This window comes from Ensifer sp. ENS06 (genome assembly GCF_014852205.1).
Lineage (GTDB): Bacteria > Pseudomonadota > Alphaproteobacteria > Rhizobiales > Rhizobiaceae > Ensifer > Ensifer adhaerens.
Genome location: NZ_JACVBC010000001.1, coordinates 272,214 through 298,847, shown reverse-complemented (window position 1 = coordinate 298,847; position 26,634 = coordinate 272,214). Strand labels below are relative to the sequence as shown.

The 26,634-nt window shown below is 64.1% G+C and carries 24 protein-coding genes; 16 read left to right on the top strand and 8 right to left on the bottom strand.

Annotated elements, in window-relative coordinates; all coding sequences use genetic code 11:
* Positions 1–21: 21 nt before the first annotated feature.
* Complete coding sequence (locus IB279_RS01540; RefSeq protein WP_113187252.1) at positions 22–1,833, bottom strand: diguanylate cyclase; 1,812 nt, start codon at positions 1,831–1,833, stop codon at positions 22–24.
* Positions 1,834–2,101: 268 nt separating this feature from the next.
* Here IB279_RS01540 and coaBC point away from each other — a divergent pair, with 268 nt between their 5' ends.
* The gene (gene coaBC, locus IB279_RS01535; protein WP_060580642.1) at positions 2,102–3,310 is read left to right on the top strand and encodes a bifunctional phosphopantothenoylcysteine decarboxylase/phosphopantothenate--cysteine ligase CoaBC; all 1,209 of its coding nucleotides are present in this window, start codon (positions 2,102–2,104) and stop codon (positions 3,308–3,310) included.
* A 270-nt stretch (positions 3,311–3,580) separates the two neighbouring features.
* Here the strand turns inward: coaBC and IB279_RS01530 are convergent, their stop codons facing one another.
* On the bottom strand, positions 3,581–4,387 hold the full coding sequence (locus IB279_RS01530) for a class II glutamine amidotransferase (protein WP_034797533.1): 807 nt from the start codon (positions 4,385–4,387) through the stop codon (positions 3,581–3,583).
* Between the two features lie 272 nt (positions 4,388–4,659).
* Between IB279_RS01530 and IB279_RS01525 the strand changes: the two genes are divergently transcribed.
* From IB279_RS01525 to IB279_RS01495, 7 genes are all read left to right on the top strand, one after another.
* Positions 4,660–5,787, top strand: coding sequence for a Gfo/Idh/MocA family protein (locus IB279_RS01525; RefSeq protein WP_113187251.1), 1,128 nt, complete (start codon positions 4,660–4,662; stop codon positions 5,785–5,787).
* A gap of 304 nt (positions 5,788–6,091) precedes the next feature.
* The gene (locus tag IB279_RS01520) at positions 6,092–6,946 is read left to right on the top strand and encodes a MurR/RpiR family transcriptional regulator (protein ID WP_060519708.1); all 855 of its coding nucleotides are present in this window, start codon (positions 6,092–6,094) and stop codon (positions 6,944–6,946) included.
* 124 nt (positions 6,947–7,070) lie between these two features.
* Complete coding sequence (gene iolC / locus IB279_RS01515; RefSeq protein ID WP_090300985.1) at positions 7,071–9,008, top strand: 5-dehydro-2-deoxygluconokinase; 1,938 nt, start codon at positions 7,071–7,073, stop codon at positions 9,006–9,008.
* Between the two features lie 73 nt (positions 9,009–9,081).
* Entirely contained in the window at positions 9,082–10,935 is a 1,854-nt protein-coding gene (iolD, locus tag IB279_RS01510) for a 3D-(3,5/4)-trihydroxycyclohexane-1,2-dione acylhydrolase (decyclizing) (protein ID WP_113187250.1), read from the top strand.
* 98 nt (positions 10,936–11,033) lie between these two features.
* Entirely contained in the window at positions 11,034–11,933 is a 900-nt protein-coding gene (gene iolE / locus IB279_RS01505; protein ID WP_113079950.1) for a myo-inosose-2 dehydratase, read from the top strand.
* Between the two features lie 261 nt (positions 11,934–12,194).
* On the top strand, positions 12,195–12,995 hold the full coding sequence (gene iolB, locus IB279_RS01500) for a 5-deoxy-glucuronate isomerase (RefSeq protein ID WP_060580637.1): 801 nt from the start codon (positions 12,195–12,197) through the stop codon (positions 12,993–12,995).
* 166 nt (positions 12,996–13,161) lie between these two features.
* On the top strand, positions 13,162–13,581 hold the full coding sequence (locus tag IB279_RS01495; protein ID WP_113187249.1) for a GFA family protein: 420 nt from the start codon (positions 13,162–13,164) through the stop codon (positions 13,579–13,581).
* Positions 13,582–13,599: 18 nt separating this feature from the next.
* On the opposite strand, the gene IB279_RS01490 is transcribed toward IB279_RS01495, so the two are convergent.
* Positions 13,600–14,295 (bottom strand): DUF2268 domain-containing putative Zn-dependent protease, encoded by a 696-nt coding sequence (locus IB279_RS01490; protein ID WP_162741119.1) that lies wholly within the window; start codon positions 14,293–14,295, stop codon positions 13,600–13,602.
* A gap of 200 nt (positions 14,296–14,495) precedes the next feature.
* On the opposite strand from IB279_RS01490, the gene IB279_RS01485 reads away from it, so the two are divergent.
* The 3 genes from IB279_RS01485 (at position 14,496) to IB279_RS01475 (ending at position 17,046) form a co-directional block, all read left to right on the top strand.
* On the top strand, positions 14,496–15,302 hold the full coding sequence (locus IB279_RS01485) for an AraC family transcriptional regulator (protein ID WP_089043167.1): 807 nt from the start codon (positions 14,496–14,498) through the stop codon (positions 15,300–15,302).
* Between the two features lie 94 nt (positions 15,303–15,396).
* Entirely contained in the window at positions 15,397–16,314 is a 918-nt protein-coding gene (locus IB279_RS01480; RefSeq protein ID WP_192338947.1) for a DMT family transporter, read from the top strand.
* Positions 16,315–16,347: 33 nt separating this feature from the next.
* Complete coding sequence (locus tag IB279_RS01475; protein WP_113187246.1) at positions 16,348–17,046, top strand: B3/4 domain-containing protein; 699 nt, start codon at positions 16,348–16,350, stop codon at positions 17,044–17,046.
* Positions 17,047–17,121: 75 nt separating this feature from the next.
* On the opposite strand, the gene IB279_RS01470 is transcribed toward IB279_RS01475, so the two are convergent.
* A complete protein-coding gene (locus IB279_RS01470) occupies positions 17,122–18,705 on the bottom strand; it encodes a peptide chain release factor 3 (RefSeq protein WP_034797554.1) in 1,584 nt (527 codons plus the stop codon).
* Positions 18,706–18,796: 91 nt separating this feature from the next.
* On the opposite strand from IB279_RS01470, the gene dut reads away from it, so the two are divergent.
* Positions 18,797–19,270: a dUTP diphosphatase gene (dut, locus tag IB279_RS01465; RefSeq protein WP_113187245.1), complete on the top strand. Its 474-nt coding sequence runs from the start codon at positions 18,797–18,799 to the stop codon at positions 19,268–19,270.
* Between the two features lie 204 nt (positions 19,271–19,474).
* On the opposite strand, the gene IB279_RS01460 is transcribed toward dut, so the two are convergent.
* Positions 19,475–19,912, bottom strand: coding sequence for an Lrp/AsnC family transcriptional regulator (locus tag IB279_RS01460; RefSeq protein WP_060519687.1), 438 nt, complete (start codon positions 19,910–19,912; stop codon positions 19,475–19,477).
* Positions 19,913–20,042: 130 nt separating this feature from the next.
* On the opposite strand from IB279_RS01460, the gene IB279_RS01455 reads away from it, so the two are divergent.
* Both IB279_RS01455 and IB279_RS01450 read left to right on the top strand, forming a co-directional pair.
* Positions 20,043–20,960: a DMT family transporter gene (locus tag IB279_RS01455; RefSeq protein WP_113187243.1), complete on the top strand. Its 918-nt coding sequence runs from the start codon at positions 20,043–20,045 to the stop codon at positions 20,958–20,960.
* Positions 20,957–21,262, top strand: a complete 306-nt coding sequence (locus IB279_RS01450) for an NIPSNAP family protein (RefSeq protein ID WP_034797560.1) — start codon at positions 20,957–20,959, stop codon at positions 21,260–21,262. The genes IB279_RS01455 and IB279_RS01450 overlap by 4 nt, the downstream gene beginning before the upstream one ends.
* Positions 21,263–21,301: 39 nt before the next feature.
* Here IB279_RS01450 and IB279_RS01445 read toward each other — a convergent pair whose 3' ends face one another.
* A complete protein-coding gene (locus IB279_RS01445) occupies positions 21,302–21,934 on the bottom strand; it encodes a LysE family translocator (RefSeq protein WP_113187242.1) in 633 nt (210 codons plus the stop codon).
* A gap of 174 nt (positions 21,935–22,108) precedes the next feature.
* On the opposite strand from IB279_RS01445, the gene IB279_RS01440 reads away from it, so the two are divergent.
* Complete coding sequence (locus tag IB279_RS01440) at positions 22,109–22,726, top strand: LysE family translocator (RefSeq protein ID WP_060580631.1); 618 nt, start codon at positions 22,109–22,111, stop codon at positions 22,724–22,726.
* A gap of 136 nt (positions 22,727–22,862) precedes the next feature.
* Positions 22,863–23,831: a cysteine synthase A gene (cysK, locus tag IB279_RS01435; protein WP_034797566.1), complete on the top strand. Its 969-nt coding sequence runs from the start codon at positions 22,863–22,865 to the stop codon at positions 23,829–23,831.
* Between the two features lie 66 nt (positions 23,832–23,897).
* On the opposite strand, the gene IB279_RS01430 is transcribed toward cysK, so the two are convergent.
* Complete coding sequence (locus IB279_RS01430) at positions 23,898–25,430, bottom strand: YifB family Mg chelatase-like AAA ATPase (protein ID WP_060580630.1); 1,533 nt, start codon at positions 25,428–25,430, stop codon at positions 23,898–23,900.
* Between the two features lie 216 nt (positions 25,431–25,646).
* Positions 25,647–26,594, bottom strand: a complete 948-nt coding sequence (gene gshB / locus IB279_RS01425; RefSeq protein ID WP_192338945.1) for a glutathione synthase — start codon at positions 26,592–26,594, stop codon at positions 25,647–25,649.
* Positions 26,595–26,634 lie beyond the last annotated feature (40 nt).

Genomic DNA, 26,634 nt, shown 5'->3' with positions numbered 1-26,634 from the left:
AGACCTGCGGGGGCCAGGGGATCAGGCGAGGCTGCGCTGCACCTCGTCGTCGCCGAAGACGAGCCCGGAGGCCCGCACGCTCCGGTTTCGGCCGTGGTTCTTGGAGTCGAGAAGAGCGGCATCGGCCCGGGTCAGGAGCGTGGCTACAGGCCCATCGTCCGGCGTCGAGGCAACGCCGACCGAGACCGAAACCGTGCCCAGAATCCGGCCGCGATGCGACAGCGGCGTCGTGCCGATCCGCGTCCGCAGCCGCTCGGCAAGCTCGAAGCCCGCGGCTTCGCCGGCGTCGGGCATGAGCACGGTGAACTCCTCGCCGCCGAAACGGTAGGCACTGCCGGCATCGCCGACCGTGTCGACGATGATCTGCGCGACATACTGCATGACGACGTCGCCGGCATCGTGGCCGAACTCATCGTTGAAGCGCTTGAAGTGGTCGATGTCGATCATGAGGCAGCTGAGCGGCTTGCCGGCCTGCCCGCGCGGCTGCCGGTTCAGCGCCTCATCGAGGCAGCGCCGGTTGAGCAGGCCCGTCAACGCATCGCGGACGGCGAGATTGGTAAGCTTCTCGCGCAGCTGAAGATTGGCGACGGCGAGCCCGATATTTTCGGCGATCAGTTCGAGATAGAGGCGCGACGCCTCGACCGCGAACTCCTCCTCAGACCGTTCCTCGAAGTAGAGGAGCCCGATCGTGTCGCCCTGGGCCGTCAGCGGCACGCAGAGGCCGATCACGCCTTCATCGTCGAGGTGCTGGCAGGCGATGTCGCTGTGGCCACGGTTGCTGACATGCGGCCGGCCGCGGCGGAGCCCCCAGCAGGCGCTGGACGGAAACGTCGGCGCCGAATGCTGCGGATCGAGCCAGGTACCGACGCGCGACAGGAGCGTCCGGCTGTCGTTCAGCACATAGAGATGGCCGGCGAGGTTGGGAAAGACCTGCGGCGCGAAACGGGCGACGACCTCGGCCAGTTCGTCCTGGCTCTGGCAGGCCTGCAGCCGGTGCATCATCTGCAGGATGAGATCCTTGGTCTGCTGGTCCAGCCGCCGCTCCGCGTCCAGACGGTCCCGCTCCAGGCCGTTTTCGCGGAAAATATGGATCGCCTTGTTCATCTCGCCGATCTCGTCGCTGCGGCGATCGAGCGGGACTTCCACGGCGTAATCCTGCTCGGCAAGTCTTGTGACGATACCGCTCATGCGGGTAAGCGGCATGGCGACGCGGCGCTTGAGGATGAAATAGAGCACGCTCAGGAACAGGGCGGCAGTGATGCCGAGCATCGTCTTGGCGGCGGCCGCATACCAATCGCTGCGCTCCTGCGCCTCGTTGAGGGCCGCGCCGGTGCGGACGTTGGTCAGGTCCCTGAACCGCGCCACCGTCTCAAGAAGGGCGGTCTGCAGACGCTCGTGCTCGGGCCCAAAGAGCTTTTCCTGCGCGCCGGCGCGGTCATCCTTCTGATAGGCATCGATGGCGGCAACCTCGACCTTGTCGAGCGCTTCCGCCTCGCGAACGATATCCTGCAAGGCGGCGATCTCCGCCGGCGTTGCGCCAAGATTGGTCGCGGTCTTGGTCGCCTCCTCGCGCCGGCGTTCTTCTTCCTCGGCGCGGTGGAAGGCTTCCAGATGGCGCTCGTCGCCGCGCATCACATAAAGACGTGCCTCGTCACTTCGCGTTTCAGCCCCGAGCGCAAGCTCTTCGCCGAGCGTGTCAAGCACCAGATGTTGCTCAACCGCTTGGCGTTCCTTGATCGCGCTGTCGGTCGACAGGATGAAGGCGGCACCGGAAAGCCCCGTCAGAAGGACGGTCACGCCATAGGCCCAGTTTGTGATCGCATTTATTCGCATGGAAGAAGCTTAGCCCCCGCGGATTGAGAGCGGATTAACCGCATTATCAGGCTTCGGCAACAGCCCCTGCCCCGGTTGACGCAAGCGGCGCGGCTTTTGTTCCGCCCCCTTGATCTGCCGGCCCCTCCGGACACGTTGCGCCCGGCAGATCGCTCAAGTAGGTTCGACATCAAAGGCGTCGGTGAGGCCGGTCGCCTGGACTATTCTGGTATCGCGTAGGCTCGGCAGCCCATGCCGGGCGAGAGGACGGCCGAAGGGCCGGGTGCAAATGACACTGTCGGGCAAGCGTATTCTCCTCATCATCTCCGGCGGCATCGCGGCCTATAAGAGCCTCGATCTCATCCGACGGCTGCGCGAACGCGGGGCGAGCGTGCGGCCGGTCATGACGGCGGGCGCACAGCAGTTCGTGACGCCGCTTGCCGTCGGCGCGCTTTCGGCCTCGCATGTCTATCTCGACCTATTTTCGCGCGAGGACGAGCAGGACGTCGGCCATATTCGGCTGGCGCGCGAATGCGATCTGATCGTCGTGGCACCCGCGACCGCCGACCTGATGGCGAAGATGGCGAACGGCCATGCGGACGATCTCGCCTCGACCATTCTGTTGGCAACGGACCGCCCTGTCCTGGTTGCGCCGGCGATGAACCCGAAAATGTGGGCGCATCCGGCGACGCGCCGCAACCGGGCGACGCTTGCCAGGGACGGCCTCCGCTTCATCGGCCCGGAAGCGGGCGAAATGGCCGAAAGCGGCGAGGCCGGCGAAGGCCGCATGAGTGAGCCGCTGGCAATCGTCGCGGCCGTTGAAGACCTGCTCTTAGGCGCGCCAAAACCGCTTGCCGGGCGCAGCGTCGTCGTCACCTCAGGGCCGACGCATGAGCCGATCGACCCGGTGCGCTACATTGCCAATCGCTCCTCCGGCAAGCAGGGCCATGCGATCGCCGCGGCGCTAGCAAAGCTCGGCGCCGACGTCACGCTGGTCTCCGGCCCGGTGACGATCCCGGATCCGGTTGGTGTGAAAGTCGTGCATGTGGAGCGGGCCGAAGAGATGCGCGATGCGGTGCTTGCCGCCCTTCCCGCCGATGTCGCCGTCATGGTCGCCGCCGTTGCCGACTGGCGGGTGGCGACGGCCGCCGGCAACAAGATCAAGAAGAAGCCGGGCGAGGCGCCGCCGCCGCTGCAGCTTGCTGAAAACCCCGATATCCTGAAGACGGTCGGCCACCATGCGAAGCGGCCAAAGCTCGTCATCGGCTTTGCCGCCGAGACCGAAAACGTCGCCGACAACGGCCGCGCCAAGCTCGAGCGAAAGGGCGCCGACTTCATCCTCGCCAACGACGTCTCGCCGGCAACCGGCATCATGGGCGGCGACCGCAATAAGGTGAAGCTGATCTCACATGCCGGCAATGACGACTGGCCAGAGATGGACAAGGACGCGGTGGCGGAAAAGCTGGCGGCGATGATTGCCGAGCAGCTGGCGCGCTAAACAATCGATCTCATGGCAAATGCCCCTCACCTGAGCCCTCTCCCCGCAAGCGGGGCGAGGGGACGCGGCACACGCGATATCGCGTCCCGTTGGCTGCGGGCTTAGCCTCTCCCGTCTAACCTCGAGAACGATGATAATCGGTCGCTTTCTCGAAGAGCCAGTCGTGGACGAGCGAGCGCCACGCGTCCCTTCTCCCCGCCTGCGGGGAGGAGGTGGCGGCAGCCGGATGAGGGGCGCGGCGTCCTCGTCGAAGTCGAAAGCGCCGCCGGCTCAGGCCATCTGGCGAGATCTGACCGGCGTGCCCTTGGTCGAAAACAGCCGAACATCGACTCCGTTTTCGCCGACGATGACCGCGGTGCCGTCGGGGATTTCGACCCAAGCACTGTCGTCGTCGTTGAGCGGTTCGGAGACAAGGCAATAGCCACCGCTCGGGCCCATCGGTGCGGCATAGAGCGTCGGCGCCTTCCAGTCGGAGGCGTAGCGCACGGCGTAGAGATCCTGGCCGTCGGAAAAAGCTGCGGTGAAGCGCACTAGCACCTGGCGCTCCAGATGCTCGGCAAGCTGTTCGATAAAGGCCAGCGCCTCGGCGATCGCGCCGAGCGGATCGCGGTCGAGCCCGAACTGCATGGCGAGAAGAAACAGGAGCTCCGAATCCGTCGTGCCGGTGCGCGCCGAATAGAGGTCATTGTCGAGCATGCTCTCCATCGGACGGCGCAGATGCTCGAAGTCGCCGATCTGGCCGTTGTGCATGAAGGACCAGCGGCCGAAGACGAAGGGATGACAGTTGTCGCGCCTGGTTCCGCCGCCGGTCGCGGCGCGCACATGGGCGAGGAAGAGCGGCGAGCGGATCTGCCGTGCGATGCTCTTCAAGTTGCAGTCGGACCAGGCCGGCAGGATATCGCGGTAGCGCCCCGGCTCGGGATGGTCGCCGTACCAGGCGATGCCGAAGCCGTCGCCATTGGTGGCGGTCTTGGCCCGTGTCGCGCAATGGGACTGTTCGATCAGCGAGTGCGCCGGAGAGGTCACCAGTTCCTCGAGATACAGCGGCTCCCCGCGATAGGCTGCCCAGCGGCACATGCTGATTTCACTCCAGCTCCGCTCCGTTCACTGCGGAGCGATTCGTTAACCATGACGAAACGCGATGTTCCAACGGAACATGGTAAAAATGCGTTAACACATTCCCCCTTTCGTCAAGGTGAAGCTAACCGGAACGCACAGTTTTGGCTGTTTCAAACGGCACAACGTCGGTATCGCCATCCTATTTCGAACAAACATTCCATATTGACAAGACTTGCAAAATTCATTTCATTTCAGACCAACACGGCAGCGCCGCCAGGGAGGAATTCAGCATGGGCAGCAAGCGCAAACTCGGCATCGGCCTGATCGGCACGGGCTTCATGGGCAAGGCCCATGCGCTCGGCTTCACCATTGCCGCGCGGGTCTTCGACCTGCCCTTCGAGCTCGATCTGGTTTCGGTCGCCGACGTGACCGTCGAGAGTGCCGAACGCGCCCGCGGTCAACTGGGCTTCCGCAAGGCGACCGCCGACTGGCGCGAGCTCTTGACCGATCCGGATATCGACATCATCGACATCACCACGCCGAACCTTTTGCACAAGGAGATGGCGCTTGCGGCGATCGCCCATGGCAAGCACGTCTATTGCGAAAAGCCGCTGGCGCCGACCGTCGCGGAATGCCGCGAGATGGTTGAGGCGGCCGAGAAGGCGGGCGTCGTGACCCAGGTCGGCTTCAACTATCTGAAGAACCCACTGATCTTCCTTGCCAAGGACATCATCGAAAGCGGCGAGATCGGCGAGATCCGCTCGATGCGCGGCATCCATGCGGAAGACTTCATGGCCGACGCGCAGGTTCCGTGGGGCTGGCGCCTGAACCCGGCCAGCGGCGGCGGTGCGCTTGCCGACATCGGCAGCCACATTATCGCCTCCATGCGCCACCTCGTCGGCCCGATCAAACAGGTGCTTGCCGAAACCATCATCCAGATCCCGGAACGCCCGGTGTCCGCTGGCTCCAGCGAAACCCGCGCCGTCGAGGTCGACGACATCACCCGCGCCTTCGTGCGCTTCGAAAACGGCGCCACCGGCAGCTTCGAGGCAAGCTGGATCGCGACCGGTCGCAAGATGCAGCACGATTTCGAGATCTATGGTTCGAAGGGAAGCATCGTCTTCACCCAGGAGCGGCTGAACGAAATCCGCCTCTACAAGATCGGCGATGATATCCGCACCCGCGGCTTCCGCACCATCTGGGCCGGACCGGAGCATCCGCCCTATGGCGCGTTCTGCGTAGCGCCGGGCCACCAGATCGGCTTCAACGACCTGAAGGCCATCGAGGTGAAGGAGTTCCTCGACGCCATCGCCGGCGGCAAGTCTCCCTCGACCGATTTCCGCGAAGGCTACGAGGTGCAGAAGGTGCTTTCGGCGACCTATCAATCGGCCAAGACAAACGAATGGATGCGGATCTAGGCGGCTTCGACGGCCGGCGTGTCGTAGGAAAACCATCTATTTTTGCACGCACGTCGGGACGCTAAACCGCTACGCACTTTTGCTGGAAATGCCGCCCGTCTTGCTGCGCATTTCGGACGCAAAACCGCTGCGCACTTTTCCTGGACATGCTCTCTGTTTTGGTGCGCATTCCGGACGGAAATCCGCTTCGCACTTTTCCTGGACATGCTCCGAGAAAAATAGAATGCCTGTTCTATCCCGTTCCCGACTAATCGATTAGGGTGAGGCCGAAAGCCAGACTGACATCGAGGGAGACGAGCGAGACATGGCCATGCCGGAAACGACGACAGAGGTGCCGCAGGATTTCGAGGCGCTGAAAGCCGCCATTCTGGAACGCAAGGCGGAGCTGCCGAAACGGCTGCGCCAGGTTGCCGCCTATTCGCTCGACAATCCCGATGAAATCGCCTTCGGCACGGCAGCGAGCATCGCGACTTCCGCCGAAGTGCAGCCGTCGACGCTGGTGCGCTTCGCCCAGCATTTCGGCTTCGAGGGCTTTTCCAGCCTGCAGCAGATCTTTCGCGCCCGGCTGCGTGAGCGCACGCCCGGCTATGAGGACCGGCTGAAGGCGCTCAGCGCCAACGACCACAGCAAGCTCGAAAGCGGTTCGATCTTCAACGGCTTCGTCGCTGCCGCCCACCGCTCGCTCGACAACATCGCCTCCTCGGTGGATCCTGAAGCCTTCGAACGCGCCGTCGATATCCTCGCCAAGGCCGACACCGTCTACCTGATCGCCAAGCGCCGCTCCTATCCGATTTCCAGCTACATGGCCTATGCCTTCGGCAAGCTGAAGGTGAAATACCAACTCGTCGGCACCGCCGCCGGTATCGACGAGGACATGCTGGCGATGGCGACGAAAAACGATGCCGCCTTTGCCGTCAGCTTCTCGCCCTACGCCTCCGAAAGTGCGGCCCAGGCGCGGCTTCTCGCCGAACGCAAGGTGCCCGTCGTGTCGCTGACGGACTCGGCCTTCTCGCCCTTGGCAGAATCCTCGAAGGTCTGGTTCGAACTGGTCGAGGCCGACCATGCCGGCTTCCGTTCTCTTTCCGCCAGCATGGCGTTTGCCATGGCGCTGACGGTCGCCATCGCCGAGAAGCGCCAGCGCCTCGCCGAGGGCGGCTAGGCAAAACGGAACAGATAGAATGAAAATTCCATATTGACGAAACGTCGGAATTTATGTTTCATACGGCCATCACCCACAGTACGGAAATGGTCGGGCCCGCCAAGGTGTCCGCGGGGAGGAAGCAGTGAGCCAGAACGTTTCGGCACAGGGAGCAAAGCCGCTCGACCTGATCACCATCGGCCGGGCCTCGGTCGATCTCTATGGCCAGCAGATCGGCACGCGGCTTGAAGATGTTTCGAGCTTTGCGAAGTCAGTGGGCGGCTGCCCCTGCAACATCTCTGTCGGCACCGCCCGCCTGGGCCTGAAGTCAGCGCTTCTCACCCGCGTCGGCGACGAACAGATGGGCCGCTTCATCCGCGAGCAGCTCATCCGCGAAGGCGTCGAAACGCGCGGCATCGTCACGGATCCGGAGCGGCTGACGGCGCTCGCGATCCTCGCGGTCGAAAACGACAAGACCTTCCCGCTGCTCTTCTATCGCGACAACTGCGCCGACAACGCGCTTTGCGAAGATGACGTTTCCGAGGAGTTCATCCGTTCCGCCCGCGCAGTGCTCGTCTCGGGCACGCATTTCTCCAAGCCGAACACCGACGCCGCCCAGCGCAAGGCGATCCGCATTGCCAAGGAAAACGGCGCGAAGGTCGTCTTCGACATCGACTACCGTCCGAACCTCTGGGGCCTTGCCGGCCATGACGCCGGCGAAAGCCGTTATATCGCGTCGGATCGCGTTTCGGCGCATCTGAAAACGGTTCTTGCCGATTGCGACCTGATCGTCGGCACGGAAGAGGAAGTGCTGATCGCCTCGGGCGAAAGTGACCTGCTCCAGGCGCTGAAGACGATCCGCTCGCTCTCGAAGGCGACGATTGTGCTCAAGCGCGGACCGATGGGCTGCATCGTCTATGACGGTCCGATCACCGACGACCTCGAAGACGGCATCGTCGGCAAGGGCTTTCCGATCGAGGTCTATAACGTGCTCGGCGCCGGCGACGCCTTCATGTCCGGCTTCCTGCGCGGCTGGCTCAAAAACGAGCCGCACGCGACGTCTGCTACCTGGGCCAATGCCTGCGGCGCCTTCGCTGTCTCGCGCCTGCTCTGTGCGCCTGAAATCCCGACCTGGACGGAACTGCAGTTCTTCCTGGAAAAGGGCAGCAAAGAACGGGCCCTGCGCAAGGACGAGGCGATCAACCACGTTCACTGGGCAACCACACGTCGCCGCGATATCCCGCTTCTGATGGCGCTGGCGATCGATCATCGCAGCCAGCTCGAAGACATGGCCGCCGGCGACCAGGCTCTGCTTGACCGCATTCCCGCCTTCAAGGTGCTGGCGGTGAAGGCCGCCGCACAGGTCGCGGCCGGCCGCTCCGGCTTCGGCATGCTGATCGACGACAAGTACGGCCGCGACGCGCTTTACGCCGCCGGCGCCCATCGCGACTTCTGGATCGGCAAGCCGATCGAGCTTCCGGGCTCGCGGCCGCTGCAATTCGAATTCAGCCAGGATCTCGGCAGTCGCCTGATCGACTGGCCGGTCGACCACTGCATCAAGGTGCTCTCCTTCTACCACCCGGACGATCCGGCGGAGTTGAAAGCCCAGCAGGTGGCAAAGCTCCGCTCCGCCTTCGAAGCGGCGCGCAAGGTTGGCCGTGAGATCCTGATCGAGATCATTGCCGGCAAGCACGGCAAGCTCGACGACCAGACCATTCCGCGGGCACTGACCGAACTCTACGATGCCGGGCTCAAGCCGGACTGGTGGAAGCTCGAGCCGCAGGCGAGCCGCGGCGCCTGGGCAGCGATCGATGCCGTCATCGAGGCACGCGACCCGCTCTGCCGCGGCGTGGTGCTCTTGGGCCTCGAAGCGCCCTATGAGCAGCTCAAGGACGGCTTTGCAGCCGCCCGCACTTCGAAGACGGTCCGGGGCTTTGCCGTCGGCCGAACGATTTTCGCCGATGCCGGCCGGGCCTGGCTCGGCGGCACGATGAGCGACGACCAGGCGATCGCCGACATGGCCGGAAAATTCAAGGCCCTGGTCGATCTCTGGCTGCAACTGGGTGAAACAAAGGCGGCATAGGATCGACAGATATCAGTCGATAATGCCGGACAGGGCGGAACGGGACGATTCCGCCACGAGGAGGAAACAGATTATGAGCCAGAAGACCGTGCGCCTGACCATGGCCCAGGCCGTGGCGCGGTTCCTGACCCGCCAGATGACCGTCATCGAAGGCAAGAAGGTGCCTATCTTCGGCGGCGTCTTCGCCATCTTCGGCCATGGCAACGTCGCCGGCGTCGGCGAAGCGCTGCACGCGATCAAGGACACGCTGCCGACCTACCGCGCCCAGAACGAACAGGGCATGGCGAATGCGGCGATCGCCTTTGCCAAGGCGAGCTTCCGCCGCCGCTTCATGGCCTGCACCACCTCGATCGGCCCCGGCGCGCTCAACATGGTGACCTCGGCAGCACTCGCCCATGTCAACCGCCTGCCGGTCCTCTTCCTGCCCGGCGATGTGTTCGCCAACCGCCGCCCCGATCCGGTGCTGCAGCAGGTGGAAAGCTTCGGCGACGGCACGATCTCGGCGAACGACTGCTTCCGCCCGGTCTCGCGCTACTTCGACCGCATCAGCCGGCCCGAACAGATCATCCCGGCGCTGCGCCGCGCCATGCAGGTGCTGACGGATCCGGCCGATTGCGGCCCGGTAACGCTGTCGCTCTGCCAGGACGTGCAGGCGGAAGCCTACGACTACCCCGAAAACTTCTTCGACGAGAAGGTCTGGGTGCCGCGCCGCGTCGAGCCGGATCTCGACGAACTGGCGACGGCGATCGCGGCGCTGAAGGAAGCAAAGAAGCCGATCATCGTCGCCGGCGGCGGCGTGCTCTATTCGGAAGCGGGCAAGGAACTCGGCGACTTCGCCGAACGCCACGGCATCCCCGTGGTCGAAACGCAGGCCGGCAAGTCGGCGCTGGCGCATTCGCATTCGCTCAACATGGGTTCGGTCGGTGTGACCGGCACCACCGCCTCCAACGCGCTTGCCGAGGATGCCGACGTGGTTCTCGCCGTCGGCTCGCGCCTGCAAGACTTCACGACCGGTTCCTGGGCGCTCTTCAAGAACGACGACCTGAAGATCATCGGCCTCAACGTTCAGCCTTTCGACGCCGGCAAACACAACGGCCTGCCGCTGATCGCAGACGCCCGCGCCGGTCTCAACCGCATCTCCGGCGGTCTTGGCGGCCACAAGGCCGATCCGAGCTGGACCGCGAAGGCCAAGGCCGGCAAGGCGGAATGGCTGGCGGCGGCCGACAAGGCGACGGCCACGACCAATGCGGCCCTTCCCTCCGACGCCCAGGTGATCGGCGCCGTGCAGCGCGCCCGCGGCGGCAAGAACACGACGCTCGTCTGCGCCGCCGGCGGTCTACCCGGTGAGTTGCACAAGCTCTGGCAGGCGGAAGAGCCCGGCGGCTACCATATGGAATACGGCTTCTCGACCATGGGTTACGAAGTTGCCGGCGGTCTCGGCGTCAAGCTCGCCAAGCCCGAGAGCGACGTGATCGTCATGGTCGGTGACGGCAGCTACATGATGCTGAATTCGGAGATCGCCTCTTCGATCATGCTTGGCGCCAAGTTCACGATCGTGCTGCTCGACAATGCCGGCTACGGCTGCATCAACCGGCTGCAGATGGGTACCGGTGGCGCCAACTTCAACAATCTCTTGAAGGACACCCATCACGTCGAACTGCCGCAGATCGACTTCGCGGCGCATGCCGGCGCGATGGGCGCCGTCACCCGCAAGGTCGGCTCGATCTCCGAGCTCGAAGCAGCGCTCAAGGAGACCGCGAGCGAGACGCGCACGACCGTGATCGTCATCGACACCGATCCGCTGATCACGACCGAGGCCGGCGGCCACTGGTGGGATGTCGCAGTGCCCGAGGTCTCGGGCCGCGCCCAGGTCAACGCGGCGCGCGAGGGTTATGAGAAGGCGCTCGCCGCACAGCGCTTCGGCTAAGATTGCCCTTTCGGCGCCCGCGTTTTCGCGCGGGCGCTTTTCCCGTTTATGCTCACAAAATATCCGCCTTCCGCGGATGGCATCAGAAAGTGAAAGACATGATCCGCTACGGAACTAACCCGATCGCCTGGAGCAACGACGACGATCATTCGATCGGCGCGCATTTGACGCTCGAGGACTGCCTGTCCGATTGCCAGAAGATCGGCTTCGACGGCATCGAGAAGGGCCACAAGATGCCGTCCGATCCGGAAGCACTGAAGCAGAAGCTCGGCTCCTACGATCTCGTCTTCGTCTCCGGCTGGCACTCGACCAACCTGCTCACCCATGACGTCGAGGCCGAGAAGAAGGCGATCCAGCCGCATCTCGATCTCCTGAAGCACAATGGCTGCAAGGTGGCAATCGTCTGCGAAACCTCGAACGCCATCCATGGCGATGACGGAAAGTCGGTCGCCAACGACAAGCCGGTGCTGCCGGCCGACCAGTGGAAGAAGTTCGGCGCCGACCTCGAAGCGATCGCGCAATATTGTGCCGACCAGGGCATCGACCTCGTCTACCATCACCACATGGGCACGATCGTCCAGACCGGTGAGGAAATCGATCTCCTGATGCAGAACACCGGCCCGGCGACCAAGTTGCTGCTCGACACCGGCCACGCCTGGTTCGGCGGTTCCGATCCGGCCAAGGTCGCGAAGAAATACATGCACCGCGTGCGCCACATCCATTGCAAGAACGTGCGTCCCGCTGTCCGCAAGGTCGTCGAGGGCGAAGGCCTCTCCTTCCTCGAAGGCGTGCGCCGTGGCGTCTTCACGGTTCCCGGCGACAGTGAAGGCGGCGTCGACTTCCTGCCCGTACTGAAGATCGCCGCCGAGCACGATTATTCCGGCTGGCTGGTGATCGAGGCGGAACAGGATTCGGCCGTGCGCAACCCTTTCGAATACCAGTCACTCGGGCTGAAGTCGCTGAAGGCTTTTGCCAAGGAAGCCGGGCTCGACAAGTAAGCCGTCACTTTCGGTCGCCGGACTTCGCGGGGCGTGCCCCTCATCCGCACGGTGAGGGAGGCCCTCATCCGGCTGCCGCCACCTTCTCCCCGCCGGCGGGGTGAAGGGATATGCCGCGCCCTCCGGTCCCTCGCGACGTAGAGGTGGGGAGCGCGACGCAAACTCCGAAAATCCCCTCTCCCCGTAAGCGGGGAGAGGGCTAGGGTGAGGGGCAGGCCAACCATTCGGCGCGGCTCCAGAAAAAGTATCAGGGAGATCGACATGTCCAAGCTGCTCGTCAAACCGAAGGCCAAATCGGGCCTCATGCAAAACGTGACGCCGGAGAGCGCCGGCTGGACCTATGTCGGCTTCGCGCTGGAACGGCTAAAAGCGGGCGAGACGACCGAGGGCGAGACCGGCGACAAGGAAATCTGCCTGGTGCTTGTGTCCGGCAAGGCGAAGGTCGCCGTCGACGGCGAAAGCCTCGGCGAGCTCGGCGAGCGCATGACCCCCTTCGAGGGCCAGCCCTATGCCGTCTACGTGCCGAAGGGCAGCCGCTGGCAAGCAACGGCCACCTCCGACCTCGACCTTGCCATCTGCTCGGCCCCGGGCGGCGACGGCTTCAAGGCGAAGGTGATCGCACCGGGCACCCATCCGCAGATGACCCGCGGCAAGGGTACCAACACCCGCTACGTCACCAACATCATGCCGGAAGATGACGGCTCGGCGCAGTCGCTGCTCGTCGTCGAGGTGATCACGCCCGGTGGCCATACTTCCTCCTACCCCCCGCACAAGCACGACCAGGACGACCTGCCGGCCGAGAGTTATCTGGAAGAGACCTATTACCACCGGCTGAACCCGCCCCAGGGCTTTGCGATGCAACGCGTCTATACCGACGATCGCTCGCTCGACGAGACCATGGCAGTCGAGGACGGCGACGTGACGCTGGTGCCGAGGGGCTATCATCCGGTCGCTGCCGTGCACGGCTACGACGTCTATTATCTCAACGTCATGGCCGGACCGAAGCGCATCTGGAAGTTCCACAACGCCCGCGAACACGAGTGGCTGTTTACCGGCGTGTAAGCGGCGAACCAAACGGTGGCACTCCACCGCTCTCCGTCCATGCCGAACGGCGGGGCGAGACGCTGCGATCCTTAAGCCCGATCGCCCAATGAGGCTTCGGGCGGATGAGAGTGGCATAGCCTTTCGCCCGGACCGCCCTAGCTTTCCCGCTTTCAGGGAGGGCTCCATGCATATCGACGGGCAATGCCACTGCGGCTTCGTCACCTACGAGGCGGAGATCGACCCGGCCGATGTCGGGATCTGCCATTGCACCGATTGCCAGCAACTGACGGGATCGGCCTACCGCGTCACCGCCGGCACGGAACGGGAGAACTTTCGGCTGACCGGCGGCGAACCGAAGCTCTATGTGAAGATCGGCGCAAACGGGCGGCAGCGGCTGCAGTTCTTCTGCCCGAACTGCGGCTCGCCGATCTATACGACCGGCACCGACGAGGACGCGCTGGAGGTTGGCATCCGGGTGGGAACGATCAACCAGCGCCGGCAGCTCAGACCGCGGTCGCAGATCTGGTGTTCCTCGGCGTTGCCCTGGATCGGCGACGTCAAGAAGCTGCCGGGCCGCGATCGCGACGAGGCGCCTCACGCTTAGCCATCTCGGCCTGAACCATCATGCGGCGACGAGCAGACGATCCTTGAGCGGCGCCCATGCTTCGCCGATCACGACCGATGCCGGCGTCGCCGTCATCTGCGATGGGCGCGCCTGCGGATTGACAGCAAGATAAGTCTTCACCAGATGATAGCCGATCGTGTAGCCGGCCCAGCGCGGCAGAGACCGATCGGTGCCAAAGAACCAGCCTGCGTGATCATAGGTCTCGGCCCAAAGCTCTCGTTCGGCGCGCTCCAACAAGCTTTCCCAATCCGCGGCGTTGAGCGCATGATTCCACACATGGCCGTCGCCGCCGTTGATCTCGGCATCGAAAGCATCGGCCAGCCCCTCGCTGACCAGCGCTTCGCCGAGCTTGGAACCATAGCCGCAGGTCGCGTGGCGAAAGGAATGATGCAGTTCGTGCGTCAGCAATTTGCGCACTTCTCCCGCAGTAAGGCTCGCCTCGAAATTCTCGTTACCGGGATCGACCGTGAAGAAGACCAGCGCCCTGCGGTAGCAGGCGCCCGCAACACCGAGTTCGGGGATCGTCTCGCCCGCACGATACTCGACGAGGACATCGATGGGGGCGGCGCTGTCCGAGGCAGAAACCGCCGCGCCCACACGCTCGGCGGTTTCCCGCACGGCCTCCCGTATTCGTTCGTGCCACGGCGCCAGAGACCCGTCCGCTTCGAGAAAGTGAACACGAAGATCCAGCATTTCGACCATCTCCTATTGTCTCAGCCGCCTGGCACCGCAACGTAAGGATGCGGCCGGTGATTGCAACGCCGGAAAGATGAAAGTTTCTACGACCCACCGATGTCAGCCGGAGCAGGAGGCGTCATGAGGCGTCATTGCGATGGCCGGATGCGGCGCCCCGGTGTACAAGACAAAGCTAGAGAACGGAGCAGGCGCGCGGGATGGCAAAGGGCAAGATCAGGATGCTGCGCAGTGCCGCCGCGGGCATAGACGCTGTCGAGGCCGAAACGCGCCAGTCCTTCGCCCGCCACACGCACGATCAGTTCGGCATCGGTCTCATCTATGAGGGCGCGCAGAAGTCGCTCAGCGGCCGCGGCATGGTCGAAGCCGGCGCCGGCGACATGATCACCGTCAACCCCGGCGAGGTGCATGACGGAACGCCGATCGGTGATGCCGGCCGCGCCTGGCGCATGCTCTACTTCGATCCCTCGGTCATCGCGACTGCCGCCGAGGATATCCGCCAGGGCCGCGCGCATTCCGGCGAGTTCACTGCACCCGCCTTCCACGACCGGGAGGTCGCAGATCAATTTCGGGCACTGTTTGCGGCCATCACCGATCCGACGGCCATGGGCGACGCCATCCGGCACGAGGAGCAGCTCCTGCTGCTGCTTGCAGGCGTTCTTGCCACCGGCAGGCGACACCAGCGTGAACGGCCGGCAACAGTTACGGCGGCCAAGACGATGATCGACGACGATCCGACGGCCGCGATCACGCTCGCCGATCTCGCCGCCGAAGCCGGGCTCAGCCGCTTTCAACTGGTGCGCAATTTCGCAAGCGCCGTCGGCCTGACGCCGCATGCCTATATCGTCCAGCGCCGCATCGATCTCGCCCGCCGCCTGATCGGCGGGGGCATGCCGCTGGCGGAGGCCGCGTTCGCGGCCGGCTTCGCCGACCAGAGCCACATGACCCGCGTCTTCGTCAGCAAATATGGCCTCTCGCCGGGCATCTATGCCGAGGCCAAAAAGTAGCGCCCGCAATTCCGTTCAAGACCCGAGCCCTCCCCCGGAGCATTGCTGCATCGGCTGCGCAGCGACAAGCGCGGCGCAGCAACGGAGAACGGACATGTCGGGAGAATTTCAAGGCTATCTCTATCTGTCGCTGGCGATGATCCTCGTCGGTAGTACGGTGATCGCCAGCAAGATCATCGCGACGGGCCTGCCACCGTTCACGGCCACCGCGCTGCGCTTCGCCGTCGCCTTCCCACTCTTCCTGCTGTTGATGTGGCTCACCAGGACGTCATGGCCGAAACTTAAGGGCCGCGACTGGCTTCTCCTCATCGCCCAAGCCGGCGCTGGCAGCGTCGGCTATACGACGCTTTTGATCGCCGGCCTCAGCCTGACCTCGGCAACCGATGCCGGCGTGGTGATCGGTACGCTGCCGGTGGTTTCCGCCGCCATCGCCATCCTTCTTCTCGGCGAGCGCCCGGACCGCAAAGTGCTTGCGGCGATCGCACTTGCCGCAGCCGGCGTGCTGACCATCGTCTTCAAGCCCGGCGAAGGCGGCACCCATTCGCCGCTCGGCATCGCCCTCATCTTTGGCGCCGTCATATGCGAAGGCCTGTTCATCCTTCTCAACAAGCGCGTGAAGACGGAGATCTCGCCGCTGGCTCTTTCGACGCTGATGGCCGGCCTCGGCTTCGCGGTTGCCATCATCCCTGCGCTCTTCGAGACGCATGCGACGGCCGAGATCGACAGGGGCGCAATCGTTGCGGTTCTCTACTACGCCCTCATCCCGACCGTTGCCGGCTTCCTGCTCTGGTATGCGGGATCGGCGAAAGTAAGCGGCACCGAGGCCTCCGTCTTCACGGCGCTGGCGCCCGTTTCAGCCGTCGCCTTCGCCTTTCTCCTGCTCGACGAGCCGGTCGGCGCCCCTCAATTGCTTGGGATCGGCTGCGTGCTCGCCGCCGTGCTCGGCCTGACCCTACCCCAGATCCTCGCCGGCCGAAGGACGGCACGCGCCTTTCCGGTCGCGGAGGCTTGAACCAGAATGAACGCATCCAATTCGAGGACTTCCATGCACTTCCAGCACGCAGACGACATCTGGCGCGATTTCCCGGTGCTGAGCGCCGGCGCGCTTTTCATCGATGGCATAAATGGCGGCGTCTCGGTCGCGGACCATGTTCGCCAGTTCCAGGCGAGCGCAAATGATCGTCTCGGCGCGGGTTCGGAAAGCGACCTGCCCGAGATCCAGGCGTGGCGCCGGACCTTTGCCAAGATGGGATTGAAGCCGACACAATACCGCTCGGCAGCCGAAGCCTTGCTCCGCCGCTTCCGCAAGGAAGGCGACCTGCCCTCGATCCATCCGCTGATCGATCTTTGCAACGCCGCTTCGCTCGCCTTCGCCATTCCGATCGCCGTCTTCGACCTCTCCCACGTCAGCGGTTTTCTGCACGTCCGCCGGGCGGCCGGCAGCGAACGCTATCTGACGTTCTCAGGAGAAACGGAGAGCCCCGAACCAGGCGAAGTGATCTTCGCCGATGCCGAGGGGCGGGCGCATGCCCGGCGCTGGACCAACCGGCAGAGCGGTCTTTCGGCCATCCGGCCGCAGACGACGCATGCGCTGATCGTGGCGGAAGCGCTGCACGAGACGGCATGCGAGGACACCGAACGCCTGCTCACAGCACTTTCGCAGGCAATCGAACAGACCTGGGGTGCCCGCCCGAGCATCGCCATGCTCGATCGTTCGTCGCCGCGTTTCGATTTTTCGGTTTAGGGATTTCGTTCGGAAAACGGCGCTTGAGCGCCGCGAGACCGGCCGATGCTTAGGCACCGGCCGGACACAGGACAATCAGGCCGCCTTGGCGACGTGATATTCCTTGATCGCGACCATCTTGATCGCCGGATAGCGCTCGGCTTCGTAGCGCAGCGAGAAGCTGTCCTGCGCCAGGAACACCGGGTCACCATCGAGATCGCGGGCGATGTCGCCACGACGGGCCGTGACGAACTTGTCGAGTTCGGCCGGCTGGTCGGACGAAATCCAGCGGCAGACAGAGAAGCGCGACATTTCGAAGGAAACCGGCAGGCCGTATTCGGCACTGAGGCGCTCCTTCAGCACGTCGAGCTGCAGCGCACCGACGACGCCGACGATCGCCGGCGAGCCGTCTTCCGGCGAGAAGAGCTGCACGACGCCCTCTTCCGCCATCTGCTGCAGCGCCTCCTTCAGCTTCTTCGCCTTCATCGCATCCTCGAGCCGCACGCGGCGCAGGATTTCCGGCGAGAAGTTCGGCACGCCCTGGAACACCAGCGGCTCGCCCTCCGTCAGCGTATCGCCGATACGGAGCGTGCCGTGGTTCGGAATGCCGACGACGTCGCCGGCATAAGCCGTGTCGGCGAGCTGGCGCTGCGAGGCGAAGAAGAACTGCGGGGCGCTGAGGCCCAGTTGCTTGCCGGTGCGCGACAGGCGCGCCTTCATGCCGCGCTCGAGCTTGCCGGAGCAGACGCGGGCAAAGGCGATGCGGTCGCGATGGTTCGGGTCCATGTTGGCCTGGATCTTGAAGACGAAGGCCGTCATCTTGTCGTCGGTCGCATGCACCGTGCGGATATCGGCGACCTGGTCGCGCGGCGGCGGGGCGATGTCGCCGAGCGCATTGATGAGATCGCGCACACCGAAGTTGCGCAGCGCCGAGCCGAAAAAGACCGGGGTCAGGTGGCCTTCGAGGAAGGCCTTCTTGTCGAAGGGCTTGCAGGCCTCGATCGCCAGCATCAGCTCTTCGGTAAAGGCGTCGCGCTCGTTTTCCGGCAGGCGATGGGAGGCCATTTCCGGGCCGTTGACCTTGGTCGGGATTTCCTGCGTGTCCGAACCGCGCACGGTGTTGTCGGCCAGGTTGTAGGACCCGCAGAAAGTCTTCGAGCGGCCGATCGGCCAGGTCACCGGCGCGCAGTCGAGCGCCAGCTTCTCCTCGACCTCATCCAGGATCTCGAAGGGATCGCGGCTTTCGCGGTCCATCTTGTTGACGAAGGTGATGATCGGGATGTCGCGCATGCGGCAGACTTCGAAGAGCTTTAGCGTGCGCGGTTCGATACCCTTGGCGGCGTCGATGACCATGACGGCCGCATCCACCGCCGTCAGCGTGCGATAGGTGTCATCGGCGAAGTCTTCGTGACCGGGCGTATCGAGAATGTTGAAGACGTTGCCGCCATACTCGAAGGTCATCACCGAGGTGACGACCGAGATGCCGCGCTCGCGCTCGATCTTCATCCAGTCCGAACGGGTCTGGATGCGGTCCTTCTTGGCCTTGACCTCACCGGCGAGCTGGATGGCACCGCCGAACAGCAGCAACTTTTCCGTGAGCGTGGTCTTACCGGCGTCCGGGTGGGCGATAATCGCAAATGTGCGGCGGCGGGAGACCGCCTCGGCGAGAGTTTCAGCCATGTCGTAAAATCCTGTGAGTTGCCGCGTCCTTTACAGGCTCGGCCCCGATTATGCAATTGACCGAGGCGCCCGTGGCCCGGCTTATGCGGGCATGAGCACGCACACTTCCCTATCCCGCCCGACCCTCAACCTCGTTCGTCTGCCGCACGGCGAAGGCCTGGAGCTTCCGGCCTACGAGACCGCAGGCGCCGCCGGCATGGATTTGCGCGCGGGCGTCCCCGCCGATCGCCCGCTGATGCTCACCCCCGGCAAGCGCGCCCTCGTTCCGACCGGCTTCATTTTCGAAGTGCCCGCCGGATACGAGGCGCAGATCCGCCCGCGCTCCGGCCTCGCCTTCAAGCACGGCATCACCTGCCTCAACACGCCCGGTACGATCGACAGCGACTATCGCGGTGAAGTGAAGGTGCTGCTCGTCAATCTCGGCGACGAGGAGTTCATCATCGAGCGCGGCATGCGCATCGCCCAGATGGTGATCGCACCGGTCACGCAGGTCACGGTTCGTGAGGGCGACGGTGCAAGCGAGACGGCACGCGGCGCCGGCGGCTTCGGCTCGACCGGCGTCTGATCGAGCGACGGCGACCGCTTCGCACTTTTCCCGGAATTGGCCTTTGGGCCGTAATCCCGAACGGAAAACCGCTTCCCACTGTTCCTGGAATTGCTCCCACTTACGCAATCCCGGACGGAAAACCGCTTCGCACTCTTCCTGGGATTGCTCTCACATGCGCAATTCCGGACGGAAAACCGCTTCGCACTTTTCCTGGGATTGCTCTTAAATCAAAGGCGGCAGGCGGCGCTTGACCGGTGTCGACTTGACAATCGAGGTGTTGGTCTGCGCCTTCTCGGCGATCCGGTCGAGGATCGTGTCGAGCTGCGCCATGTCACGCACGTAGAGCTTGGCGATGAAGCAGTCGTCGCCTGTGACCTTGTCACATTCGACGAATTCCGGCGTCTCCTGGATCAGCCTCTCGACGATGTGCAGCATGCCCGGCATCGGTCGCACGCGGATGACCGCCTGCAACGGGTAGCCGACCTTGGCGGGGTTGAGGGCGATTGTGAAACCGTCGAGGACGCCGCGCTCTTCCAGCTTGCGGAGCCGATCCGCAGCGCTCGGCGACGAGAGCCCGGCCTCCTGCGCCAGCTCCTTCAGCGACACCCGGGCATTGGCGGCCAGTATGTCCAGGATTCGTCGGTCAATCTCGTCCAGCATCACGACACCATAAGTCACAACAACAAACAGAACTTCGATAATTAGGCAACCTAGCACAATTGCCTTCGTTCATCTATGGGAAAGGCCATGAGCACCGGCTATTCTGCGATCACCAATAGGAGCAGAAATCATGAATACCGAGCTCAAACGCGGCAGCATCGAGATGACGGCAGCGATGCTGATATCCGGCACCATCGGCTGGTTCGTGCTGATGTCGGGGCAGCCGGTGACGAGCGTGGTGTTCTGGCGCTGCGTCTTCGGGGCCATAACGCTCGTTGCCATTGCCTGGGCGCTCGGACTTCTCGACCGTCGCCACTTCAGCCGGCGGATGCTGCTGCTTTCGGTCATCGGCGGCATCGCGATCGTGGTCAACTGGCTGCTGCTCTTCGCCGCCTATTCCCACGCATCGATCTCGATCGCGACGATGGTCTACAACACCCAGCCCTTCATGCTCTTGGGCCTCGGCGCCGTGTTCCTCGGCGAAAAGATCACCGTCACCAAGATCTTCTGGCTCCTGGTGTCGTTTGCCGGCATGCTCGCGATCATTTCGGCCAAGCCTGGCCAAGGCTTCGCGCCTGAAGATTATCTGATCGGCGTGGCCCTTTCGATCGGCGCTGCCTTCTTCTACGCAATCGCGGCGATTGCGACCAAGCTGCTCAAGGGCACGCCGCCGCATCTGATCGCACTGATCCAGGTGATCACCGGCACCGTGATGCTGGCACCGATGGCGCTTGCCGCACCCGCCCCGTCAGGTGCAACGCAATGGTCGATCGTCCTGACCCTCGGCGTCATCCACACCGGGCTGATGTATGTGCTGCTCTACGGCGCGATCCAGCGGCTGCCGACGCACATGACCGGGGCGCTTTCCTTCATCTATCCGATTGCCGCCATTGTGGTGGACCGCCTCGCCTTCGGGCACCAGTTGCAGCCGATCCAGATCGCCGGCTCCGTCGCGATCCTCGTTGCCGCCGCCGGCATGACTCTCGGCTGGAAACTTCGCCTTCCCTCTTCTATCAGGAAGCGAGAACGCGAAGGGAGAACCGCATGATCACCTGCTACCTGAAATACATTATCGACCCTTACAAGGCGGCCGAGTTCGAACATTACGCCAAGCTCTGGATCCCGCTCGTCAATCGGCTGGGCGGCACGCATCACGGCTACTTCCTGCCGCATGAAGGGGCGAACAACATCGCCCTGGCGCTCTTCAGCTTTCCGACCCTTGCCGACTATGAAAACTACCGCCGGGAAATGGCCGCGGATCCGGAATGCCAGGACGCCTTCGCCTATGCCGAGAAGACGCGCTGCATCCTCAGCTACGAGCGCAGCTTCATGCGGCCGGTTTTCGAGTAAGCCAGCTCCGGAGTTGAGGGCGGCATCGGCAAGCGCGCGTTAGCGCCGCGCTTCCGAAGCCATGCTCAGCGCGAAGCCGAAGAGCGCCGTCCCCATCGCCCAGCGCTGCACCACCATGAACAACGGCCGCCCGGCAAGAAAAGCGGCGATGCCGCTGGCGGCGAGCGCAATCATGGCGTTGACGGTGACGCTGGTCGCGATCTGGATCGAGCCGAAGACCAGCGACTGGCCGAGCACGTTGCCGAGCTCCGGCCGGATGAACTGCGGCAGCAACGAGAGATAGAGCACCGCTACCTTGGGATTGAGCAGGCTGGTCAGGAAGCCCATGACGAACAGCTTCTTCGGCCCATCCTTCGGCAGGCTCTTGACCTGAAAGGGCGAGCGTCCACCGGGCCTGACCGCCTGCCAGGCGAGATAGAGAAGGTAGGCTGCACCGGCGATGCGAAGCGCATCATAGGCGAGAGGCACGGCCAGAAGCAGCGCTGTGATACCGAATGCCGCCGAGACCATATAGACGACGAAGCCGAGCGCCACGCCGCCGAGCGAAATCAAGCCGGCGCCCGGCCCCTGGCTGATCGAGCGCGAGATCAGGTAGATCATGTTCGGGCCTGGCGTCAGCACCATGCCAAGGGCCAGGAGGGCAAAGCCGATCATATCCTTCAACTCGGGCATGGAGAGGCGCCTTTCGCTCGTTTTCGCCAAGCTCTACGCATTTCGCACCAGCGGACAACGCCAGACTTGTCACCCGGTCAATTTCTTCAGCGGACGCCCGCCGGTCGCAGTTCGGTGATTTCCTTTTTCAGTCGCTTGAGGTAGAAATCGGCATCATCTTCGGAAGGACGTTCCATGACGCTCGCGGCCCTCATCGCCTATAGCGGCGCGCTCTTCATCGCTGCGGCCATTCCAGGCCCCGGCGTGACGGCGCTGGTTGCGCGCGCGCTCGGCTCCGGTTTCCGCGAGACCTTCTTCATGGGCCTCGGCATCGCGCTCGGCGACATGATCTATCTAACCGCGGTCATCCTCGGGCTGGCGCTGATTGCCCAGACCTTCACCACAGCCTTCCTGGTGGTGAAGTTTGCCGGCGTCCTCTACCTCGGCTACATCGCGTGGAAGCTGTGGAGCGCAGGGCTGCTGCCGGAGGACATCAAGGCGAAGCCGTCGACGAGTGCGGCCATGTCCTTTCTGTCCGGCCTGCTGATCACGCTCGGCAATCCGAAGACGATGCTGTTTTACGTGGCGCTCGTGCCGACGCTGATCGACATTCGGGCGATCGGACCCGGCGACTACGGCCTGCTCCTGACCGCCACCTTTCTGGTGCTCTTGAGCGTTCTCGTGCCCTATATGCTGCTCGCCTCGCGTGCGCGTCTGCTGCTCAAGCAACCGAAGGCCCTGAAAGCGCTGAACCGAGTTGCGGCCAGCGTGCTTGCCGGCACGGCTGCCTATATCGCCGTTCGCGCCAGCTGAAAAAACTTTTCCCGAACAACGACTTCGCCAGTGGTTTTTCCTTCGGCGGATCGCTGCGCGGTGTTTGTCGTTCTGGAATTGCGCGATCATTGTTCCTATTCTCGTAGCTCGACAATTTACGCCAAGGGAGAAACCCATGTCCGACACACGCAAGCCCGGCCGCGGCCGCGTCTACTCCTCGATCACGGAAACGATCGGCGACACGCCCATCGTGCGGCTGGACAAGCTTGCCAAGGAAAAGGGCGTCAAGGCGAACCTGCTCGCCAAGCTCGAATTCTTCAACCCGATCGCCTCGGTCAAGGACCGTATCGGTGTGGCGATGATCGAGAGCCTGGAAGCGCAGGGCAAGATTACGCCCGGCCGCACGACGCTGGTGGAGCCGACCTCCGGCAATACCGGCATCGCGCTCGCCTTCGTCGCGGCCGCCAAGGGCTACAAGCTGATCCTGACGATGCCGGAGACCATGTCGGTCGAGCGGCGCAAGATGCTGGCGCTGCTCGGCGCCGAGCTGGTGCTGACCGAGGGCGCCAAGGGCATGAAGGGCGCGATCGCCAAGGCGCAGGAACTGGTCGAGACACTGCCGGACGCCATCATCCCACAGCAGTTCGAAAACCCGGCCAACCCGGAAATTCACCGCAAGACGACGGCCGAAGAAATCTGGAACGACACGGACGGCGCTGTCGACATTTTCGTCTCCGGCATCGGCACCGGCGGCACGATTACCGGCGCCGGCCAGGTGCTGAAGGCGCGCAAGCCTTCGATCAAGGTAATCGCCGTCGAGCCGGAGGAATCTCCGGTTCTGTCCGGTGGCAATCCCGGGCCGCACAAGATCCAGGGCATCGGCGCAGGCTTTGCGCCGGCGATCCTCGACACCACGGTCTATGACGAGATCGTCACGGTCAACAGCGCGGAAGCGATCGAGGCCGCCCGCCTTGTCGCCAAGCTCGAAGGCGTGCCGGTCGGCATCTCCGCCGGTGCCGCTCTAACCGCGGCAATCGAGGTCGGCCAGCGCGAGGAAAATGCCGGCAAGACCATCGTCGTCATCATCCCGTCCTTTGCCGAACGCTACCTCTCGACGGTGCTGTTCGATGGCCTGGGCGGCTGATCAGGCCGACTTCAGTTCCAATCGGAAAGGGCGCCCGTGGCGCCCTTTTTTTTTCAAGGCACGCCGCTATGCGGCGACGGGCAAGCGTTCCCCGGCGATCCGATAGGAAATCGCCTCGGCGAGATGGATGCGACCGACGGTTACTGCGCCATCGAGATCGGCAAGCGTGCGGGCGACCTTCAGCACACGATGGTAGCCGCGGGCGGAAAATTTCATCTTTTCGGCGGCGTCCCGGAGAAGCTGCAGGCCGGCCGCATCGGGTGCTGCGATCTTCTCGATCATCGAGGTTGACGCGCGGGCATTGCTTGTCAGCTCTGGATGTCCGAGGGCGGCGAAACGATCGATCTGCAGCGCCCGGGCACGGGCGACGCGACGAGCAACGACCTCGCTGCTTTCGGCTGCGGCCGGCTTCAGGAGATCGGCGGCGCTGACGGCCGGCACGTCGATGCGGATATCGATGCGGTCCATCAGCGGACCGGAGATGCGTGCCTGATAGTCGGACATGCAGCGCGGTCCACGGGCGCAGCTGCGGCCGGGTTCGCCGGCCATGCCGCAGCGACAGGGGTTCATGGCCGCGACAAGCTGGATCGCGGCGGGATAGCTGACGCGGTGGTTGGCGCGGGCGATGATGCATTCGGCGGTTTCAAGCGGCTGGCGCAGCGCGTCGAGCACCTGCGGCGAGAATTCCGGAAACTCGTCGAGAAACAGTACGCCGTTGTGCGCAAGCGACGCCTCGCCGGGCTTGGCACGCAAGCCGCCACCAACCATGGCGGCCATCGTCGCGGAATGATGCGGCGTGCGGAACGGCCGCCGGTCCGAGAGCTTGCCGCCCGGAAGCTGCCCGGCGATCGAATGGATCATCGACACTTCGAGGAGCTCGGCCGGATTGAGCGGCGGCAGGATCGACGGCAGGCGGGCAGCGAGCATCGACTTGCCCGAGCCGGGCGGGCCGACCATCAGCAGATTGTGGTTGCCGGCGGCCGCCACTTCGAGCGCCCGCTTGGCGCTTTCCTGACCCTTGATATCGGCGAGATCGGGCAGGTTAGATGCGCCTGAGCGGATCGCGGCCTCGGGTCGCGAAAGCACCTGCGTACCGCGGAAATGGTTGGCGATTGCGATCAGGCTGCGGGGCGCCAGAATGTCGATCTCGGCCCCGGCCCAGGCCGCCTCGGGTCCGCTTTCGGCCGGGCAGATCAGCCCCTTGCCGAGCGCATTGGCGCCGATCGCGGCGGGAAGCGCGCCGGCAACGGCAGCAATGGTGCCATCGAGATTGAGCTCCCCGATCACCACATAAGGCGCCAACGCATCGCCGGGAATGGCGCCGAGGGCTGCCATCAGGCCGAGTGCGATCGCCAGGTCGAAGTGGCTGCCTTCCTTGGGAAGGTCAGCGGGCGCAAGATTGACGGTCACGCGCTTGGCCGGCAGCGCCAGACCTGAAGCATGAAGGGCGGCCTGCACCCGCTCGCGGCTTTCGGCGACGGCCTTGTCCGGCAGGCCGACGATCTGCATGCCGACCTTGCCCGGCGCGACCATCACCTGCACATCGACAGGCAGACCCTCGATTCCCTGAAATGCAACCGTGCTGACGCGCGCGACCATGCTTGCCCCCTCGCCCAGGCAGCCCAGTCATCGGGCGCCACAACCGCCCAGGGTTGCAGGCAGAAGCCTTGCACGGATCGCGCACAAAAACAAGAACAATAACGGAACATTTGAGGAGGCGCGGGCCTGTACCCGGGACGTTTCGGCAAACGGCCGCGGGCGTAAGCCCGCGGCATGCGCCATCGACCCGAGATGGATCCTAGGCCGAGATCTTGATCAGGCGCGCTTGCGCTCGATCGCATCCCAGAGCAGGCTCGCGACATCGGCGCCGCCGAACTTCTTCACTTCGCGGATGCCGGTCGGCGACGTCACGTTGATCTCGGTCATGTAGTCGCCGATAACGTCGATGCCGACGAAGAGGAAGCCGCGCTCCATCAGCGCAGGCGCGATGCGGGCGCAGATTTCCTTCTCACGCGCCGTCAGTTCGGTCGGCTCAGGCCGGCCGCCAGCATGCATGTTGGAGCGGGCGTCGTGGTCTGCCGGAACGCGGTTGATGGCGCCGACCGGCTCGCCGTCGACGAGCAGGATGCGCTTGTCGCCCTTGCGCACCGCCGGCAGGTATTCCTGGGCGATGAAGGGCTCGCGGAACATCTGGCCGAACATTTCGAGCAGAGAGGACATGTTGCGGTCGTCGCGGGTCGAGTGGAACACGCCGGCGCCGCCGTTGCCGTAGAGCGGCTTCAGGATGATGTCGCCCATTTCCTGGCGGAAGCTGGAGATCTCAGCGGGGTCGCGGGTGATCAGCGTCTTCGGCATCAGGTCGGCGAATTCGGTGACGAAGATCTTCTCCGGCGAATTGCGCACCCAGGCGGGATCATTGACGACGAGCGTCTTCGGATGCAGGCGCTCCAAAAGGTGCGTCGAGGTAATGTAGGCCATGTCGAAGGGCGGGTCCTGGCGCAGCAGGATGACGTCCATGGTCGAAAGATCCACGCGCTCGGCTTCGCCAAGCGTGAAGTGGTCGCCCTTGACGTCGCGCAGCGTCATCGGCTGCACGCTCGCATAGACCTTGCCGTCGCGCAGCGACAGCTTTTCCGGCGTATAGTGGAAGAGGCGATAGCCGCGCGACTGTGCCTCGAGGCTCATGGCGAAGGTGGAGTCACCCGCAATGTTGATGCCCGACACATGGTCCATCTGGACCCCGACATTGACGATTTTCGCCATCTACCCATTCCCTCATGGATCACGCTTAGCGTGATCGATT

What these genes read in the sequence shown, in the direction of transcription:
- IB279_RS01540 (WP_113187252.1), bottom strand. Translation starts at nt 1,833, where the DNA reads ATGCGAATAAATGCGATCACAAACTGGGCCTATGGCGTGACCGTCCTT.
- coaBC (WP_060580642.1), top strand. Translation starts at nt 2,102, where the DNA reads ATGACACTGTCGGGCAAGCGTATTCTCCTCATCATCTCCGGCGGCATC.
- IB279_RS01530 (WP_034797533.1), bottom strand. Translation starts at nt 4,387, where the DNA reads ATGTGCCGCTGGGCAGCCTATCGCGGGGAGCCGCTGTATCTCGAGGAA.
- IB279_RS01525 (WP_113187251.1), top strand. Translation starts at nt 4,660, where the DNA reads ATGGGCAGCAAGCGCAAACTCGGCATCGGCCTGATCGGCACGGGCTTC.
- IB279_RS01520 (WP_060519708.1), top strand. Translation starts at nt 6,092, where the DNA reads ATGGCCATGCCGGAAACGACGACAGAGGTGCCGCAGGATTTCGAGGCG.
- iolD (WP_113187250.1), top strand. Translation starts at nt 9,082, where the DNA reads ATGAGCCAGAAGACCGTGCGCCTGACCATGGCCCAGGCCGTGGCGCGG.
- iolE (WP_113079950.1), top strand. Translation starts at nt 11,034, where the DNA reads ATGATCCGCTACGGAACTAACCCGATCGCCTGGAGCAACGACGACGAT.
- iolB (WP_060580637.1), top strand. Translation starts at nt 12,195, where the DNA reads ATGTCCAAGCTGCTCGTCAAACCGAAGGCCAAATCGGGCCTCATGCAA.
- IB279_RS01495 (WP_113187249.1), top strand. Translation starts at nt 13,162, where the DNA reads ATGCATATCGACGGGCAATGCCACTGCGGCTTCGTCACCTACGAGGCG.
- IB279_RS01490 (WP_162741119.1), bottom strand. Translation starts at nt 14,295, where the DNA reads ATGCTGGATCTTCGTGTTCACTTTCTCGAAGCGGACGGGTCTCTGGCG.
- IB279_RS01485 (WP_089043167.1), top strand. Translation starts at nt 14,496, where the DNA reads ATGGCAAAGGGCAAGATCAGGATGCTGCGCAGTGCCGCCGCGGGCATA.
- IB279_RS01480 (WP_192338947.1), top strand. Translation starts at nt 15,397, where the DNA reads ATGTCGGGAGAATTTCAAGGCTATCTCTATCTGTCGCTGGCGATGATC.
- IB279_RS01475 (WP_113187246.1), top strand. Translation starts at nt 16,348, where the DNA reads ATGCACTTCCAGCACGCAGACGACATCTGGCGCGATTTCCCGGTGCTG.
- IB279_RS01470 (WP_034797554.1), bottom strand. Translation starts at nt 18,705, where the DNA reads ATGGCTGAAACTCTCGCCGAGGCGGTCTCCCGCCGCCGCACATTTGCG.
- dut (WP_113187245.1), top strand. Translation starts at nt 18,797, where the DNA reads ATGAGCACGCACACTTCCCTATCCCGCCCGACCCTCAACCTCGTTCGT.
- IB279_RS01460 (WP_060519687.1), bottom strand. Translation starts at nt 19,912, where the DNA reads ATGCTGGACGAGATTGACCGACGAATCCTGGACATACTGGCCGCCAAT.
- IB279_RS01455 (WP_113187243.1), top strand. Translation starts at nt 20,043, where the DNA reads ATGAATACCGAGCTCAAACGCGGCAGCATCGAGATGACGGCAGCGATG.
- IB279_RS01450 (WP_034797560.1), top strand. Translation starts at nt 20,957, where the DNA reads ATGATCACCTGCTACCTGAAATACATTATCGACCCTTACAAGGCGGCC.
- IB279_RS01445 (WP_113187242.1), bottom strand. Translation starts at nt 21,934, where the DNA reads ATGCCCGAGTTGAAGGATATGATCGGCTTTGCCCTCCTGGCCCTTGGC.
- IB279_RS01440 (WP_060580631.1), top strand. Translation starts at nt 22,109, where the DNA reads ATGACGCTCGCGGCCCTCATCGCCTATAGCGGCGCGCTCTTCATCGCT.
- cysK (WP_034797566.1), top strand. Translation starts at nt 22,863, where the DNA reads ATGTCCGACACACGCAAGCCCGGCCGCGGCCGCGTCTACTCCTCGATC.
- IB279_RS01430 (WP_060580630.1), bottom strand. Translation starts at nt 25,430, where the DNA reads ATGGTCGCGCGCGTCAGCACGGTTGCATTTCAGGGAATCGAGGGTCTG.
- gshB (WP_192338945.1), bottom strand. Translation starts at nt 26,594, where the DNA reads ATGGCGAAAATCGTCAATGTCGGGGTCCAGATGGACCATGTGTCGGGC.